The 16900-nt window shown below is 51.0% G+C and carries 10 protein-coding genes; 3 read left to right on the top strand and 7 right to left on the bottom strand.

All coding sequences use genetic code 11. The features are described from left to right. Positions 1-185: 185 nt before the first annotated feature. Genes PN498_RS15890 through PN498_RS15900 form a run of 3 tightly spaced genes read right to left on the bottom strand, consistent with a single transcriptional unit; the run spans position 186 to position 7370 of the window. Positions 186-1793 carry an ATP-binding response regulator gene (locus tag PN498_RS15890; RefSeq protein ID WP_272063856.1) on the bottom strand — a complete coding sequence of 536 codons (1608 nt, stop codon included), beginning with the start codon at positions 1791-1793 and terminating at the stop codon, positions 186-188. Then, positions 1790-2908: an adenylate/guanylate cyclase domain-containing protein gene (locus PN498_RS15895; RefSeq protein ID WP_272063858.1), complete on the bottom strand. Its 1119-nt coding sequence runs from the start codon at positions 2906-2908 to the stop codon at positions 1790-1792. Before PN498_RS15895 ends, PN498_RS15890 begins: the two co-directional genes overlap by 4 nt. Next, positions 2901-7370 carry a PAS domain S-box protein gene (locus tag PN498_RS15900; protein WP_272063859.1) on the bottom strand — a complete coding sequence of 1490 codons (4470 nt, stop codon included), beginning with the start codon at positions 7368-7370 and terminating at the stop codon, positions 2901-2903. The genes PN498_RS15895 and PN498_RS15900 overlap by 8 nt, the downstream gene beginning before the upstream one ends. A 273-nt stretch (positions 7371-7643) precedes the next feature. Between PN498_RS15900 and ald the strand changes: the two genes are divergently transcribed. Continuing rightward, complete coding sequence (ald, locus tag PN498_RS15905) at positions 7644-8744, top strand: alanine dehydrogenase (RefSeq protein ID WP_272063860.1); 1101 nt, start codon at positions 7644-7646, stop codon at positions 8742-8744. A gap of 58 nt (positions 8745-8802) precedes the next feature. On the opposite strand, the gene PN498_RS15910 is transcribed toward ald, so the two are convergent. The 3 genes from PN498_RS15910 to tftA form a co-directional block, all read right to left on the bottom strand. Further along, on the bottom strand, positions 8803-9168 hold the full coding sequence (locus PN498_RS15910) for a VOC family protein (RefSeq protein WP_272063862.1): 366 nt from the start codon (positions 9166-9168) through the stop codon (positions 8803-8805). A 28-nt stretch (positions 9169-9196) separates the two neighbouring features. Then, on the bottom strand, positions 9197-10351 hold the full coding sequence (locus PN498_RS15915; RefSeq protein WP_272063865.1) for a SpoIID/LytB domain-containing protein: 1155 nt from the start codon (positions 10349-10351) through the stop codon (positions 9197-9199). Positions 10352-10707: 356 nt separating this feature from the next. Further along, positions 10708-12063 carry a hormogonium tapered terminus morphoprotein TftA gene (tftA, locus tag PN498_RS15920; protein WP_272063867.1) on the bottom strand — a complete coding sequence of 452 codons (1356 nt, stop codon included), beginning with the start codon at positions 12061-12063 and terminating at the stop codon, positions 10708-10710. Positions 12064-12447: 384 nt separating this feature from the next. Here tftA and PN498_RS15925 point away from each other — a divergent pair, with 384 nt between their 5' ends. Continuing rightward, a complete protein-coding gene (locus PN498_RS15925) occupies positions 12448-13554 on the top strand; it encodes a mechanosensitive ion channel family protein (protein ID WP_272063868.1) in 1107 nt (368 codons plus the stop codon). A gap of 110 nt (positions 13555-13664) precedes the next feature. Next, positions 13665-14798, top strand: a complete 1134-nt coding sequence (locus PN498_RS15930; RefSeq protein ID WP_272063870.1) for a mechanosensitive ion channel family protein — start codon at positions 13665-13667, stop codon at positions 14796-14798. Between the two features lie 248 nt (positions 14799-15046). On the opposite strand, the gene PN498_RS15935 is transcribed toward PN498_RS15930, so the two are convergent. Next, the gene (locus PN498_RS15935; protein WP_272063872.1) at positions 15047-16888 is read right to left on the bottom strand and encodes a glycoside hydrolase family 15 protein; all 1842 of its coding nucleotides are present in this window, start codon (positions 16886-16888) and stop codon (positions 15047-15049) included. Positions 16889-16900: the final 12 nt, after the last annotated feature.

Raw genomic sequence — 16900 nt, forward strand, 5'->3', positions numbered from 1 at the left:
AACCGCCCTTAGAATATTCGACGGATAGCGTTGAAGAGTTTGAATATACAAGAAATTTTTTAAGGATACTGGGTTGGTTTAAGCAATCAAAGCTGCGGTTTTGGGTAACTCGATTCGTCGAGCGCTTTATCCCCAAGAGTTTCGACAAAAATTTAATGATTGAAATCAGCAATATACGTCCAAGCTTAGTCAGAAGTAGCGTCGTCAATTGCGATACTGCCCTCGTTTAGGGCAGACATTAACGGCAGGACGACATGGAAGGTGCTGCCGCCGCCGACTACACTTTCGGCCCAAATTTGTCCTTGGTGCTGCTGGACGATCTGACGGCAAATCGCTAGCCCTAGCCCCGTTCCGCCTTTTGCCCGAGCATCTGACGTATCGACTTGTTGGAAGCGCTCAAAGATCAGAGTTAGTTTTTCTGCTGGAATGCCGCGACCCTGATCTCGAACCGTGATGTGCAGAGTAGAAGAGGGGTCGGTCGATCGGTGAAGCTGGGGGTTTGGGATTTGGGGTTGACCTTCTACGGTCTGATGGTCCTCAACGTTTTCCAGCTGTGCACTCATGTAGACTGTGCCTCCAGCAGATGAGAACTTGATAGCGTTGCTGAGGAGGTTGGTGAGTAGTTGCTGAATGCGATCGCCATCCACCCACAACTGGACATCGGCAGGCTCAACAATAAGCGTCACTTGGGCTGCTTGAGCCATGGTTTGCATGACGGTTTTGGCCTGTTGAAATAAATAGGGCAGGTCACAGAGCTTAGGCTGGAGGGTAAGGGTACCGGACTTCATCCGCTCCAGATCGAGGATGTCGTTGACCAAACGGACCAGGCGTTCAGCATTGTTGATAGCCATGTCGATCATCTGCTGCCCCTGAGCAGTGAGGCTGCCGAGTTGCCCAGTACCAAGCAGATCCAAAGCACCAATCATGGAGTTCATGGGGGTTTTGAGTTCATGGCTAACGAGGGAAATGAACTCATTTTCAAGGCGCTTGCGTTCGGTAATGTCGTTGGCGATCGCTAAGGCACATCGATAGCCCTGTAGCTCGATTTCCTCAACCGAAAGAAGAACCGTTCGCACATGGCCCGATTTAGTCCGCAGATCAAATTCCCAGTTGTGAAGTGCGCCTGACTGTTCTAGCCGCTCCCGCCTCTCGCGATAGCGATTCATATCCAGTCCGAGATTGAGTTCGTCCACTCGAAACCCAATGACTTCACCCCGACTGTAACCGCTAAGTTTCAGAAAGCTGGGGTTGACTTCTAGGAATCGCCCACCCTCTAAGGTCGTGATGGTGATGGGACTAGGGCTAGACCGAAAGGCCTTGCTGAAGGTTTCTTGAGCTTGTCGGCGATCGCGAATTTCCTGCTCTAGGCGCACGTTTTGGGCCTGAAGTTGACGGCGCAAGCGGCAGATTTGCAGATGCGTTTCAATGCGGGCAATAACCTCCTCCACCTGAAACGGTTTAGTGACAAAGTCAACCCCGCCGACTTTAAAGGCTCGGACTTTATCGAGCGTTTCACCTAGAGCGCTAATGAAAATGACGGGGATGTCACGGGTGATGTCTTCAGCCTTGAGTCGTTCGCAGACTTCGTACCCCCCCATTTCGGGCATGTTGATGTCTAACAAAATTAGGTCCGGCGGTGCCGCCTGGGCAGCCCGCAGCGCAGTCTTTCCTTTAGTGACACTGCGGACCTTGTAGTGCCGATCCGTTAGCAGCTGAGACAGGAGCTGCAAATTCTCTGGCGTATCGTCGATCGCCAGAATATCCGCTTGGTAAGTTCGTGGCCTGTCCATCATAATTGTAGGCGTCCCTCTAGCCAGTAGGTTCGCATTTCCGTTCGACCTTTGATGCGAATGGGTCCCCGGGGTGTGAAGCGGTAGCGATCATGCAGGTGTTGATGCAGCGCTTCAGTGACCTGAATCCGCCCGGGTTCGCCCTGAGATTCCATGCGGCTGGCGAGGTTTACTGCATCACCCCATAGATCGTAGGAGAATTTTTTAATTCCAATGACCCCCGCCACAACGGGCCCAGTATCGACACCGATGCGGAGACTGAAAGGACTGCCGTCGTCGCGATGATAGCGGCGAATTGTCTGCTGCATATCCAGAGCCATGTCAGCAACAGCCGCTACGGGATCTGTCATCGGATTAGGCAAACCGCCCACAACCATGTAGGCATCACCAATGGTTTTAATCTTTTCCAGCTGATGTTTCTCAACTAGCTGGTCAAATTCAGAAAAGATCAGATTTAACAGATCGACCAGCTTGGTAGGGGGAATCGCCGCAGACAGTCCCGTAAAATCGACAATATCCGCAAACAAGATGGTGGCTGCCTCAAATCGATAGGCGATCGCCCGATGGTTTTGCTTAAGCTGCTCTGCAATCGGCTGGGGTAGGATGTTGAGCAACAGCTTTTCCGATTTTTCTCGTTCCTGCTCTAATGCCTGCTCAGCCTTGAGGCGATCGCGAATCTCTTGCTGAAGCTGTTCATTTTGAGTTTGTAACTGTTGCCGCAGAGCACGTAGCTGTAAGTGCGTTTTAATTCGAGCGAGAACCTCTTCGACTTGAAAAGGCTTGGTCACAAAGTCCACTCCGCCGACTTCAAAAGCCTTGATCTTGTCAACCGTTTCACCTGATGCACTGATAAAGATGACCGGAATTTCGCGCGTGCGCTCATCTGCTCTCAGCCTTTCGCAGACCTCGTATCCCCCCATTTCTGGCATGTTGATATCCAGCAAAATCAGGTCGGGGGGTGCTGCTTGAGCCGCTCGAATGGCCGTTGTTCCCTTAGTGACACTACGGACTTTGTAGTGACGATCCGTCAGTAACTGAGAAAGTAGTTGCAGGTTTTCGGGTGTATCGTCAATCGCCAAGATATCGGCCCGATAGGGTCTAGCTGCTGAATCAGTCACCGCAGGAAGTCTCCGTCAGGTTAATTAGGGTATCAAAGTCAAGCTGCGTAATCAGACGGTTAAGCTGCTGCTTGAGCATGTCTTGGTTCTCTGGTAGCTGGGCTAAGAGCGATCGCAGCCAGTCAGCATCCGCCTGAATTGCTCCCTGATGAAAGGTCCGTTTCCAATCATCCGGCAGATCTTGAAGGTCATCTACTGCAAGCAAACGACTGTCCACCGGTGCTGGTGAATCATGGTCTTGAACAGGAGCCGTCACCTCGAACTGCACACCCAGATGGTCTGCCATTTTACGAAAAATCTCAGCTGCATAGAACGGCTTGTGTACAAAATCGTCACATCCGGCAGCCAGTATGTTCTGGTGCTGATCCTCGAAGGCACTGGCCGTGAGGGCGATGATTTTGGTAGAGGAGAGTGAGGGAGTAGGGGAATGGGAGAATGGGGTTTGCGTTTCGGCCCCCTCCTGTCTCCTAACTGCTGACGTCTGGCTTGGGTCGGCTTCTAATGCGCGAATTCTGCGCGTTGCTTCGTAGCCGTCCATAACGGGCATTCGCATGTCCATCCAGATCAGATGGGGTTGCCAGGTTTGCCATTGGGTTAAGGCATCCTGTCCATTGATGGCGGCGTGGGTTTCGAAGCCGACGGATTGGAGCAGTTGAATCAGGGGGGCGCGATTTTCAGGGCGATCATCAACAACGAGAACACGATATTGAGGCTGGTCAGGAGCTAGGCGCTGGATTGTTTGATGGGCTGAGAAGAAGCTGCTTTCTGAGGGATTAGTGATTTGGACGTCTAGGGCAAAGGTAAACGTTGTGCCCTCGCCAACGGCAGTAAGGACGTCGATGTTGCCACCCATGAGCTGAACAAACTGATGGGTAATGGCAAGCCCCAAACCACTGCCGCCTTCACCCGGAACATGATGGAGAGCCTGCACGAAGGGCTGGAAGAGGAACGGCACCATGTCGTCAGGGATACCGGGACCCGTATCGGCGATCGCGAATCTAATTTTTGTCGCGGCAGCGAAGTGAGCTGCTGCATCCACGGCTGGAGAATCCAGGTCTACCGAGAGACTGACTTGTCCTGTTTGAGTAAATTTAATCGCATTTCCAAGCAGGTTGATGAGGACCTGCCGCAGCTTGCCTTCATCGCACGCGATGTAGTGAGGGACGTTGTCAGCAATTTCAAAGGACAGCGCTAGCCCTTTGCTAACAGCTTGAATCTGAAACATGCTCTGCAGGGTATTCAACAGATCATGGAAGTCAAAGGGTTTATTGTTCAGCGTAATGGAACCAGCTTCAATCTTGGACATCTCCAAAACATCGTTAATTAAGTCCAAAAGATGTTTGCCGCTGGTGTTGATAACGTTCAGAGCCTGCTGCTGCTGTGCCGAGAGTCCATCGTCTCGGACCATAAGCTGAGTGAACCCCAAAATGGCATTCATTGGGGTTCGTAACTCATGGCTCATGTTGGCCAAAAACTGACTCTTGGCCCGGTTAGCCGTTTCTGCCGCTTCTTTTGCCTGGTAAAGCTCGGTGGCGGTGCGCTGCCGCTCGATCGCGATGCCTGCCAAATGAGCAGCCGTGCCAAAAATCTGCCAGTCTTCAGTAGAGGGAGATTTAGCGCGATCAAAGGTCATAGCAAATGTCCCCAACACAGCGCCCTGAGAGGCCAAAATGGGCGTTGACCAGCAGCTACGAATATTGCATTCTTGAGCAATTTGCCGAATATTAGCCCAAAGCGGATCGGTCAGCGTGTCAGTCACAATGACGGGAACCTTGTGATAGGCCGCAGCGCCACAGCTAGCCGAAAAAGGCCCAATTTCGAGACCGTTCAAGGCCCGCGTGTAGCTTTCTGGCAGGCTCGGCGCAATAGCGTTGTACAGCCGTTGTTCGGTTTCGTCCAGAAACAAGATGGAGGCTCCGCTACAGTGCGCCAATTGTTCGAAGGTGCTGATTAGCAAAGTTAGTGTTTCGTCGAGGGGGCCATCGGCGGCAATTAATTCCAAAATTTGGGTTTGGCTGCTCAACAACCGTTCGGCTCTTTTGCGGTCTGTAAAATCTTCTCCAATTCCCAACAGATGAGTGATGTTACCTTGTCCGTCTCGCAAAGGCATTTTGATACTGCGAATGAAGAGGTGCTCACCTGTGGTAGGCCGAAAGAGTTCTCTGGAGGTTTCAATCAGCTGCCCCTGCTGAACAACGTCCAAATCATCTTGACGATGGATATCGGCGATCTCAGGAGGGAGCAAGTCATAGTCGTTTCTTCCCAATCCGGCAGCAGGTGAGAAGCCCATGATGCGCTCAGCGTTTTTATTGATTAACTCGTAGCGGAAGTCGTTTTGAACGTTCTTACTAAAAACAGTCAGGGGCAAATTATCAATAAACGTGTGAAGGAACTGTTGAGATTGCAGCAGGTTTTTCTCAAGCTGGCGGCGCTTGGTAACATCCACGCCTACCGAAAGAACGCCGACGGTTTCTCCGGCTTCATCCAAAATAGGCTTATTGGACCAGTTGATCCAAACCCGGCGACCGTCTTTGCAGCGACCCTCGTTTTCATTAAAGAGGTAGTTTTCGGGATGGACGAAGAGATTCGCTAGAAAAACTCTCAGATCTCGTCCTGTTGTTTCAATCGACGGAATAAACGTTTCAGTAACGTGGCAGCCCATCATTTCTTCTAAGGAGTAGCCGAAGAACTGCTGGCCATAATCGTTCATGAACAGAACGTTGCCTTCCACATCGGACTTAACGATGATTGAATTAGCCGTTTCAACCAACAAACGATAGTCTTTTTCTCGCTGTCGTAAGGCTTCTTCTGTCTGCCTGCGTTCACTGACATCCGTCATGACAAACTCAATGCAGCTTTCGTTTTCATTGATTTGTAGTGAAAGCCAAACCCAGATGCGATGCCCGTCTCGGTGATAAAGCTCTAGCTCAAAGTTGTGTACGCCATCGCGATCGCGCAGCTGATTCACAACGCGACTGCGATCGCTCAAGTCCACGTAGAACGAGAGACTGGATACTCGGTTAATGAGTTCGTTGGGGGAGTCGTAGCCCATGATGTCAGCAAACCGCTGATTGGCTTCAAGAATGAGGCCGTCAGCAATGCGAGAACGCCCCATACCGGCTTGAGAGTTCTCGAAAATGGTGCGATACTTCGCTTCTCGTTGTCGTAGGGCTAACTCGGTCTGCTGTCGTTCCAATTCAGCACTGATCCGAGCGGCAAAAATGTGGAGAAAGAGTTCGCGATCAGAATCAAATTTCAATTCATCTCGATTCAGGATGGCGATTAGGCCGATCACTTCGTTGGTGGAACTCGTGAGCGGAACGCCTAAGTAGCAATCTAGCTGTTCGATCGCTAATGAGGAATCTCCAGGAAAGGGCTCAGTTAAATTCTCTGCAAAAAACATCGCGTTTTCGACAACGACCCGCTCGCAGGGTGTGTCTGTCAGGTCGTACTCAAAATTGTCGCGAATCTGCCCGTCCACATAAAACGAGAGCGTGCTAACCCGACGGTTCTGAGGCGATTTTAATTTGCCAATAAGAACCCCATCTACTTTCAGAAGCGTTGCAATGTGGCCAATACAGGACCGAAAAAATTCTTCTCCAGTGTAGGACGCTGTCCCGGCCACTAGCTCTTGCAGTGCTCGTTCGCGCTGTTTGCGGTCGTCGATCGCGTGGGTCACGACGACAATGACGGGATCCCCACTGCTATCGTGCGATCGCGCCAGGCTTGCACTTTGCCAGACCCAGCGGCCATCTTTGTGACGAGAGCGAAATTCAATCTCATCGTGCTGGCGTCCACTGGTTAACACCTGATAGAAAATGGCATCGCACAGCAGCAGATCATCGGGATGGACAAAGGCAGCATAGGGGCGATTTTGGGTTTCGTGGGGCGGAAATCCGATCAGGTTATTGAGGTTAGGCGAGGCATAGCGGATGTCACCCATTGGACCAATTAAAAGGATGGCATGATTGGCCTGTTCTACAATGCGGCGAAACTTTTCCTCACTTTGGCGCAGCGCTGCTTCGGCACGATGCCGTTCGGTGATGTCGCGATAGCTCCACACGCGGCCTATGATTGCACCATTCAGCCTTTGCGGTTGGGAATAGCGCTCAAAGATGCGGCCATCTTGCAGCGCAATCTGGTCAGACACGATCGCGTCGGGGGTGCGATCAAACAGCTCCAAAACACGGGCTTCAAATCCCTGGGGATCCGTTGTCTGATTCGCTAGATACCGAAATCGTGTGAGGGGTTCCGCATCCGGTGCTACCATTTCAGGCGACAGATTCCACATGTGTAGAAATTTTTGGTTATACCCTAAGACCTGACCGTCGCGATTCACCACAAAGAGACCATCAGCAGTGGACTCAAAGGTAGCTTGAAGCAGTGATAAGGCCGCTTCGCGATCGCAGGAAAATAGCCGATGAGACTCACAATCACCGCTGTATTCTTCCTGCTGACTCATTGCTGTCGCGTTCCTTTCGACCCGATGGTTTACAAATGGCTCAACCGTATCGGTCAATCGAGAAGATCTGGGGAAGGGATAAGAACCGATGGTTAGAGTCGGAGCGAGGTCACCTGACTCCGACTAATATGTTTTATGAGAACTGCTGATGCAGCACTGTCTCTTAACTGTCTGAAAGCGGCGATCGCACCGTATTACAGTTAAGACCTATCTGAGCAAAGGTCATCGAGACAGTGGCGATGATCATTTTTTGTCAAAGGGTATCAAGCAACTATGCACATTGGGCTACCGAAGGAAATCAAGGACCAGGAATTTCGTGTTGGATTGACCCCTGCCAGTGTCAAAGCACTCTGCGCTCAGGGACACAAAGTGGTCGTTGAAAAAGGAGCAGGCGTAGGTGCTGGGTTTACAGACGACGAGTATGACGCTGTAGGGGCATCTCTAGTGGGCGATGCGGAAACGGCCTGGGCACAGAAGCTGGTAGTCAAAGTCAAAGAACCCCAGCCTTCTGAATATGCCTATTTTCGGAAAGACTTGCTGCTCTTTACGTATCTGCATTTAGCGGCTGAGCGGACTCTGACAGAGGCGCTGCTCAAAAGCGGGATGAGTGCGATCGCCTATGAAACCGTAATGACCGCAGATGGTCGACTACCGCTCCTCACCCCAATGAGCATCATTGCTGGGCGATTGTCAGTGCAGTTTGGTGCTCGCTATTTAGAGAAACAGCAGGGCGGAAGAGGCGTCCTGCTAGGTGGCGTTCCGGGGGTTCAGCCGGGTCAAGTTGTGATTTTAGGAGGCGGCATCGTCGGCACAGAAGCGGCTCGTATTGCGATTGGCATGGGTGCCCAAGTGCAAATCCTGGACATCAGCGTTGATCGCCTCTCCTATCTAGAGACCCTCTTCGGTTCCCGAGCGGAGCTACTGTACAGCACAGCCGCGCAAATTGAGCGGGTCGTTCCCAAGGCCGACTTGCTGATTGGGGCCGTATTGGTTCCCGGTCGCAAAGCCCCAACGCTGGTGAATCGAGAGTTGGTAGCGCAAATGCATCCCGGTTCGGTCATTATCGATGTCGCCGTTGATCAGGGGGGCTGTATCGCAACCCTCCGCCCTACCTCTCACAGTAAGCCAACCTATATTGAGGCCGGAGTCGTTCACTTCGGCGTTCCCAACATGCCCGGTGCCGCTCCCTGGACGGCGACTCAAGCTCTGAACAACAGTACCCTGCCTTACGTTCTCAAGCTTGCGAATCAAGGACTGGACGCGCTCAAAGACGATCCGGCCCTGGCGCAAGGTCTCAATGTCGCTGATGGCAAAATCGTCTATCCCGCTGTCCAAGACGTTTTCCCTGATTTGGGTCAACCTGTCCTTAACTAGCATGAGTTGTTTATGGGGCACGATATATCGCGTCGCTACGCGGTTGTGGTGGTGTGGTCTAGCCTTGGCTCAATTCGACGATATTGCCGTCTGAATCTTGCGTAAACAGGGCAGCTCGACCGGATGAACTCATCTGAATGGGATGACCACGTTCGCTGAGACGGGCTTTGATGGGGCCTAAATCATCAACCTGAAACGCGAGATGAGGATTGCGGCCCCATTTGTCAGGGCGGGGACAAGGGGCTTGCCAATCATCAAACTGCATGATGTGGATTTGAAAGTCACCCACCTGGAACCAAAGCCCTGGAAATTTGAGCGATCGCGGCACCAACTCTAGACCTAAAACATCCCGATAGAATTCCTTGGCGGTTTCTAAATCACGAACCAGCAAAGCGACATGGAGCGATCGCACAATCGTCGCCATAACGTCCCCTCCTACAAGCAGTTTGCGCTTAACGAACTTCAATGCTGGCTAGCTGAGCGCCTTGATAATAGTGGCCCAAAATTTGACGATAGGAGTAGCCCTGTTGCGCCATATTGTGGGCGCCCCACTGACTCATGCCAATACCATGCCCATAGCCGCGTCCGTTGATTTGAACCTGATCGCCTGAAACGGCTATGGAAAATAGTGTACTGCGCAAATTGAGCACACTGCGCAGGTCATTTCCAGTCATCACCAGGGTGCCGCGATCGCCCTCCATGCGAATCTCCTGGATGCGTCCTCGGGGCGTCGTCCGCTGTGGCGTAGCGCTAACCAACCGCCCTACATCTGGCATCATCAGGCTCAACTCATCTACTGAAAACGACTGTGCCCACTCAAACACAGGTGCGCCGTAGTCATAGTCTTGCACTCCGCGCAGATAGGGAATGGGGCTGCTCCAAACATCCTCAACGTTTTCGGTATGCCCCCCAGAAGAAGAGTGGAAAACCGCTTCAATGACGTGCCCGTTATACACCAACACTTGATGGCGGGTTCCGTCTACGGCTGCTTGAGTGCTGTAGGCTTCTTCTTCTAGCCCCTTATACACTTGCCAAGTGGTGGTGGTGCCCACGTCGTAGTGGGGTTGACGCCCCCGCTGACGCCGATATAGCACATAAGAACGAGCCGCAACAGCCTGCGCCTTTAGGGCTTCCAACGGCCAACTGGTCGGCATCTCGCCGCCAACGACACTATACAGGTAGTATTCCAAATCCACATAGTTGATTGCCGTGACGCCGCTGCCGCTAGCGGTCACCAGCACACGTCCGCGATACCAGCGATCGCCAATAAAGACAAAGCCCCCTGCACTAGGCTCAACCCAGAATGATTGTCCTAACGTGTCGCCAATCTGAACTTGGGAACCTTGAGCCGAAATGGTGAGCGATCGACCCTCTGGTACCTGAGCAATGGACTGCCCCTGCTGATTTCGAACAACCCCTGTATTGGATGTGCCGACGAGAACCTGAGGTTCATTTTCGCGAATCGCAACCCGCAGCTCTAGAGCCAGAGCAGGCAGTCCCCAAATCACCCATAAAAAGAGGGCTAGTCCGCCTGTTGGTAGGAATTTCCAAAACCTAAGCAAGCTTTGCCGATTTAGAGAGTTGGAACTCACGAGGGAATGGGCCATTATCTGAATCTTCTAAACAAGCAATGCAACAAACGACTCGCTTGGCTAAAGCCAACAGCTAGATGTAGACAGATCAGCCAATTAAGACTTTGAGACAAAAATTTTGTCAACCTTCACTCAAACCCTCCTTCACCTGACCATCCCGACTGTCCGATAAAAACCTGAGGTTGACCTGTCTTACACAGATTGCTAAGCCAGGCCAAAAGCTTTGCTGCCTGCGCCTAAACGGTTGTCACCCCAAACCAGACACCAAGATAGCACCGGATGCTGAACATGAAACATCTTGATCCCAAAGGAACCTCAATCAGATTGCCCATAGACGCTATTGGCCTATCCATCGTTTTTCTGCCCTTTCTCTAGAGCAGACCTGCCGACTCATACAAACGCCGCAATATTGCCATGATTTTCTCCCCGTACAGGGGGTCTGCATCCCATCGACCGCTGAGATCGGTGATCAACGGTGCGACCCCACGCCGAACGAGACGAAATCGTGGATCGGCAACCCGCTGGGCCAGCGGCTCCGTACTGCCATAGGCTTTGAGATGTTGAATATGGGCCTGCACGCCAATCCGTTGAGTATCAAACGAGACGGCACCGTCATCGCCGGAAACAGCCCCAATTCCCCCAAAGTTGTTGCTCTCAGGACGTAGGCTGCCCAAAAATCTGAGGTAAGAGGTCTCCAAACACATCTGGCAGAAGGCTAAGTCGTGGTTGACCCCTTCCGTCTCTCCCTCCTCGCGATAAAAACGAGGCAGATCTTTATAAGGCTGCACAGCATTTTCGTTGTTGGCCTTAAGAAACATCAGCATCTGAATATCAGAGGTGACACCTTTACCCATAATGCGCTGAAGCTGATCAGAGCAAATGGGTAGGGCATTGATGGTTTTGAGCGTAACGCTGCGGGTGGTTGCATCCCAGCCAACGGAAACGTTGTACTCCCGCAGATCAATTGCCTTGATGTAGACCACCCCTCGATATCGAATCCGTCGAACCTCTGGGTCCTGAACCACATTGACGTCTAGCTGATCAGCCAGATCGATAGGAATATAGGCGTTGTTGTTGATAATGATGCCTTTTTCGTCATAAAGACCGGTATTGACCTTGATATTGACCTCTGGAAAACTGCGTATCGTTTCCGCTGCGTTTCCAGCCACTGCACGACTCCAAGACGCCACCCCATCGGCAATACCTAGCGCAATATCTCGGCGTCGATTCTGAATGAGTCCCAGATCATCGGGGTTCGTTAGATAGCCTACCTCCATAAACAGAGAGGGGCATCCCAAACGACGGGTGAAATCCAGATTGCCGACGCCCGTTGTAGTGTCAGGTTTAGCCCCTCGGCTAGGCAATTGGGGAACGCGACGGAGTAGGGCCAGCAGCAAAAGTTCCGCGTGAGATTTTCTAACTTCGTTGTTGGCAATGTAGAAAACGCTAGCCCCCCGTGCTCCAGGACTTGTGGCTGCTCCGGCATGGATTTCAAGTGCGACGTCGTCTCGTTGGCAGCGAGAGTTGATCCATCGTAGAGTCTGCTCGCGGCTGAGGTCGTCGGGCACTGAAAGTACCTCAAAGCCTCGCGATCGCAGCTCTGGCACCACCAAATCCCGAATCCGAATCATCTCAGCAGATTCGGACGTACCCGGCACCGTAACCCCCATATCGAGTGCTCCGTCCTCAAGACCGCCGTGACCTGCCGAAATCAATATCTTTCCCATAGTCGATGCCAAGCGCCCCTTGAGACAGTTGAATTCTAGGAAAGGATACCGTCAATCTTGGACATGGTTCAAAAATTGCGTCATCTCTATTGGAAATTTGACACGTTATTTATTTCTAACGGTTTGTTTTAGGGCTGATTTAGAACTACTGTGGCGACCCATGAGCCACCGTATTTAGTCACATAAGGCTTACACAGGGCCTTTTGCATCCCTCAATTCTTGGGAACGTTGAATTCGGCTTCCCCTTTTTATAAATTCAGGCGTTGAAGCCCCATTCAACTGCGTAAGTCTGGTCAAAGTTTATTCTCTCGAAACAGGAATTCTTGTCTAAAATCGCTCTATCAGCGAAGTCAAGCTTAGTTGAACGCTCTATTGCTTAAAAACATGATGTGGGACGCCTATTTGTCTCTTGCAGTTGAAAATCCAGCCCTCTTTTGGGCAATTTTTGCCGTCACCTCCGGAGGAACTGCGCTTTTAATCAGTCAAGCAGTGCCTCTATTCACGCAACTTCTTCTCAAGCGCTTTTTCCAAGACGACACCAAACAGTTTTACAGTCGGGTTGTCGAACCTCACCGATCGCTCCTCACCTTAACAGGTGCTTTAGGCATTCTCGATCTCGTCGCCCTAATCCTATTACAAGGACTCTGGTATGTGCCTTGGTACCGCAACTTAGAGTTTGGCCTGACACTCGCTCTAACCCTTTCGTTAGGCCTTTTCCTGAGTCAATGTTTCCAAACTTATTTTGATGAATATTTGCTGGGCGCAGCTGTTGAGGAGGGTCGCAAGACCAATAGTGAACTTTTAGTGGTCAGCCGGTTTTTAGCAAACCTGGGGCTGATTTTTATCCTGACAACTCTTTTTGCTCAAACCCATCAAATTAATATTATCGGGGTATTTGCCAGTTTAGGCGTAGGGGGCATTGCGATCGCTTTCTCCGCTCAAAAGGTGTTGGAACAACTACTAGGCGGCGTCGTACTGTATGTAGATCGTCCCTTCGAGATAGATGACTATATTGGGCTACCGGACGGAACGTTTGGTCGAGTTGAAACGATTGGATTGCGCTCTACCAAAATTCGAACTTCTGGAAAAGGCACGCTGGCGATCGTGCCCAATAGTTCTTTGATTCAAACCACAGTTGAGAATTTTACAGGCGCGAAAAAAGTAATGGCGATCGTCTATCTCAATCTGTATCGAGCCGTTGGCGAAGAAGAACAAGCTCTTATCCGTCAGGTCATCACGGAAAGCACCCGCGACATTTTCGGCATCGACACCCGCAGCACTGACATTACCTTCCGCACCCTTGATAGCGGCAACCTAACTCAAGTACAAGCAACCTTGTTCATCTTGGGGGCAACTGGCAGCTCAATGGACATTCGTCGTCAACTGCTGGATATCGCGAATCAAAAAATGACTCAGCGACTGAAAAGTTACGGCATTTCTTTTGATATTGAGGAGCCGATTGTTTACGTTGACTCACCCATCACGATTTGAAGATTGAGTTTTGAGTTTTGCCTAACCCTTTCGAAAGCCCTATTGCATCTACGTCTATGGGTTTTGGGTTTTGGGTTTTAAGTTTTGGGTCTTGAATTTTGAATTTTGATATGGATTCTGAGGTATTTAATTTACAGAATTGGCTCGAAATTGTGGGAATCACGTTCGAGGAAACGCCCACACTGGTGGTTTTTGGGGTATCGCTGCTGTTAGCGATCGCCGTTGGCCGTTTCACACCGCGTATTGTGCGGTTGTTCATTCGCCGCTTTTCTCCTGAACAAGTCTCTCACTTGTACGAAAACCTAGTCGCCCCTATCAGTGGAGCTTTTCAGTTAGCAGGCACGATGTTGTTAGTCTCGCTGGCGATGGTTTGGCTGCAGGAGGACTATCGCAGCCTGCACGACTTCTTCAAGCCATTTGTAGACTTAGCGTTGATTAGCACAATGGCTTGGTTGGCCTCTCGTCTGTTCGGTCGCATTTTTCGTATCTATGGCGTAGAACTGCTGAAAAAGGTTGGACGCGAAGTTGATGAGATGCTACTGGTGTTTGAAACGGTAGCAAACGTGATTATCGGCTTTATTGCAGTGCTAGCGTTTGCCCAGAGTCAGAATTTCAATCTAGTTGGACTGTTCGCCAGCTTGGGAATTGGCGGGTTGGCGATCGCTTTTGCCGCTCAAAAAATTCTGGAGCAGTTGCTCAGCACCATTGTTCTGTATCTGGATCGGCCTTTTATTCCAGGGGAGTATATTCGCTTGTCTGATGGACAGCTGGGCCGAGTCGAATCAATCGGACTGCGATCGACGAAAATTCGAACAGCGGCCAAAAGTACGCTCTTCATCTTGCCAAACTCAACCCTCTTGAACATGGAGATTGAAAACGTCAGCCGTGCCAAAAAGGTGATGGTTATGCTCTACCTCGACTTTACTCGCAGGCTGACCAATGAAGATGCCGCGTTGGTCAAACAAGTGATTACTCAGAGTACTAACTCAGTTTTTGGGGTTGATCCCGACAGTACCAGCATCGTGTTTCCCCACAGCGCTAATGAAAACGGACGCGCCGATCAGCATATGCGCCGTGCCCGTGTCACCTTTTTCATTCTTGGCTCCAGCGAAAGTTCAATCGAACTCCGCAAGCGTCTTTTGGAACTAGCTAATGAAACGATCGCTGAACGTCTGGAGAGCTACGGCCTTCACTTCTCCATGCAAGATCCTACTGTATATGTGGAATCCCCAGTCACGTTGTAAGTAAGGCAGGTTGATCCGCAGTTGGGCTAGTGCAGCGTCAAGCTCAAAATGGTGAGTCAATCCAGATCTTGCAATCGAGTTGAGGCTGACTGCTTTGGCCCCCCAGCCCCATTCTGGAGGAGCCAAATCTCCAGAAGTCTCCCAGAATGGGGGATTGAGGGGGCGAATGTACACTATTGGCTGAACCGAGAGATCGGATGGAACGCTCCGCAAGATTTTGATGCCTAAAAATTTCCGGGCAACCCGCCTCAACTAGAACATGGGTTGCTGCTGTGAGCTTCCAGCGTTTCATTGAGGTTCCAGGCGGCGCTGATTAACGCAATGTGAGTGAAGGCTTGAGGAAAGTTCCCCAGAGCCACACCGTTAACAGCCATTTCCTCAGCGTAGAGACCCAGATGGTTGGAATAGCTCAGCATTTCCTCAAAGATTAAGCGAGCTTTGTCCAGCTGTTCAGGATCAGTTTTGCCCGCACGAGTCAGGGCTTCGACCAGCCAAAAGGTACAGAGATTGAAAGTGCCTTCTCGTCCTTCTAAACCATCACTAGAGGTTTGGGGATTATAGCGATAGACCAAGCTATTAACCGTTAGTCCCCCTTCTCGCGGTGGCTTCTGGACTCGCTCCAACGTTTTGATCATGCGGGGGTCATTAGGAGCCATGAAAAAGACCAACGGCATGATCAAACAGCCTGCATCGAGGGTATCGCCGCCATAGATTTGGACAAAGGATTCCAGTTCTTCGTTCCAGCCTTTTTCAAAAATCTCTTCGTAGATGCGATCGCGCAGAGAAATCCAGGTGTCGCGATCGGCTGGAAACGATCGCTTTTCTGCCAAACGCAAGCCGCGATCAAGAGCAACCCAACACATGAGCTTAGAATACACGTGATGTTCTCGCCCGCCACGCGATTCCCACACCCCATCATCAGAGAGATAGAAGTTATCGCACACATAATCAAGCAAGCGTCGTAGATGCTGCCAAAAGTCGTATGAGATCTGAGTGCCGTACTTGTTGAAGAGGTAAACCGAGTCCATCAGCTCTCCATAAATATCGAGCTGAAGCTGGTCATAGGCTCCATTGCCAAGTCTGACAGGTTTAGAGTTTTTGTAACCGGATAGATGCTCTAAGTAAGTCTCTGAAAGTTCGCGGCTGCCATCAATGGTGTAAATCACCTGCAGCATCTTGCCATCCACCTCATGACAACGACGCTCAATCCATCCCATAAAGGCATGGGCCTCTTGAGTGAACCCCAGCCTGAGCAAAGCATAGACAGTAAAGGCTGCATCTCGCAGCCAGGTATAGCGGTAATCCCAGTTACGCTCACCACCGATGTCCTCGGGCAAGCTGGTTGTAGGTGCGGCAATAATTGCACCAGTTGGTTCGTAAGTCAGGAGTTTCAAGACCAATGCCGAGCGCTCCACCATGCCTCGCCAAAGCCCCCTGTACACGCTTTGAGAAAGCCAGCTACGCCAGAAACAAACCGTTTGCTCAAACAGCTTTTCCGCATGATCTTGAGAAATGGGAAGATTGCAGTCCTCCGTGCAGTCCACACCACGAAAGATGAAGGCCATTGATTCGCCTTCCTCAAGAACGAATTCCGCCGTGACGCCGCGATCGTCCTGTTGCAGCTCCACGTCTGTGACCAAAGCCATGTTGAGGTTATCCGATACGAAAATGGCTCCCTCATCAACGAGCTTGGTGTGATGCTCATCACGGCCATAGTTGAAGGCAGGATAGCAGGTCATGCGAAACCGCATTGAACATCGCCGTGACCTGACCTGGCGGATCAGCCACTGCTTGGGCGCGTCTGTGCCCACCGGCATAAAGTCAACCACTTCTCCTACAGCGGTCTTAGACAAAAACCGAGTGACTAAGACATTCGTTTCAGGCCAATAGAATTGTTTGTGTGTGACGTCTTCAGTTTTGGAGGTAATTTGAAAAAAGCCACCTTTCTCGTCGTCCAAAAGGGCTGCAAACACACTGGGAGAATCGTGTTTTGGAAAACAGTACCAATCGATTGAGGCGTTGAGTCCCACCAGGGCGGTGGTTCGCATATTGCCAATAATGCCGTAATTGCTGATGGGTTGATAGCCCATGAACTGAGATAC

This window comes from Oscillatoria sp. CS-180 (assembly GCF_028330965.1).
Classification (GTDB): Bacteria; Cyanobacteriota; Cyanobacteriia; order Phormidesmidales; family Phormidesmidaceae; genus Halomicronema.

Coding starts and splice junctions, on each gene's coding strand:
- PN498_RS15890 (WP_272063856.1), bottom strand. CDS start 1,793: ATGATGGACAGGCCACGAACTTACCAAGCGGATATTCTGGCGATCGAC.
- PN498_RS15900 (WP_272063859.1), bottom strand. CDS start 7,370: ATGAGTCAGCAGGAAGAATACAGCGGTGATTGTGAGTCTCATCGGCTA.
- ald (WP_272063860.1), top strand. CDS start 7,644: ATGCACATTGGGCTACCGAAGGAAATCAAGGACCAGGAATTTCGTGTT.
- PN498_RS15910 (WP_272063862.1), bottom strand. CDS start 9,168: ATGGCGACGATTGTGCGATCGCTCCATGTCGCTTTGCTGGTTCGTGAT.
- PN498_RS15915 (WP_272063865.1), bottom strand. CDS start 10,351: ATGGCCCATTCCCTCGTGAGTTCCAACTCTCTAAATCGGCAAAGCTTG.
- tftA (WP_272063867.1), bottom strand. CDS start 12,063: ATGGGAAAGATATTGATTTCGGCAGGTCACGGCGGTCTTGAGGACGGA.
- PN498_RS15925 (WP_272063868.1), top strand. CDS start 12,448: ATGATGTGGGACGCCTATTTGTCTCTTGCAGTTGAAAATCCAGCCCTC.
- PN498_RS15930 (WP_272063870.1), top strand. CDS start 13,665: ATGGATTCTGAGGTATTTAATTTACAGAATTGGCTCGAAATTGTGGGA.
- PN498_RS15935 (WP_272063872.1), bottom strand. CDS start 16,888: ATGGGCTATCAACCCATCAGCAATTACGGCATTATTGGCAATATGCGA.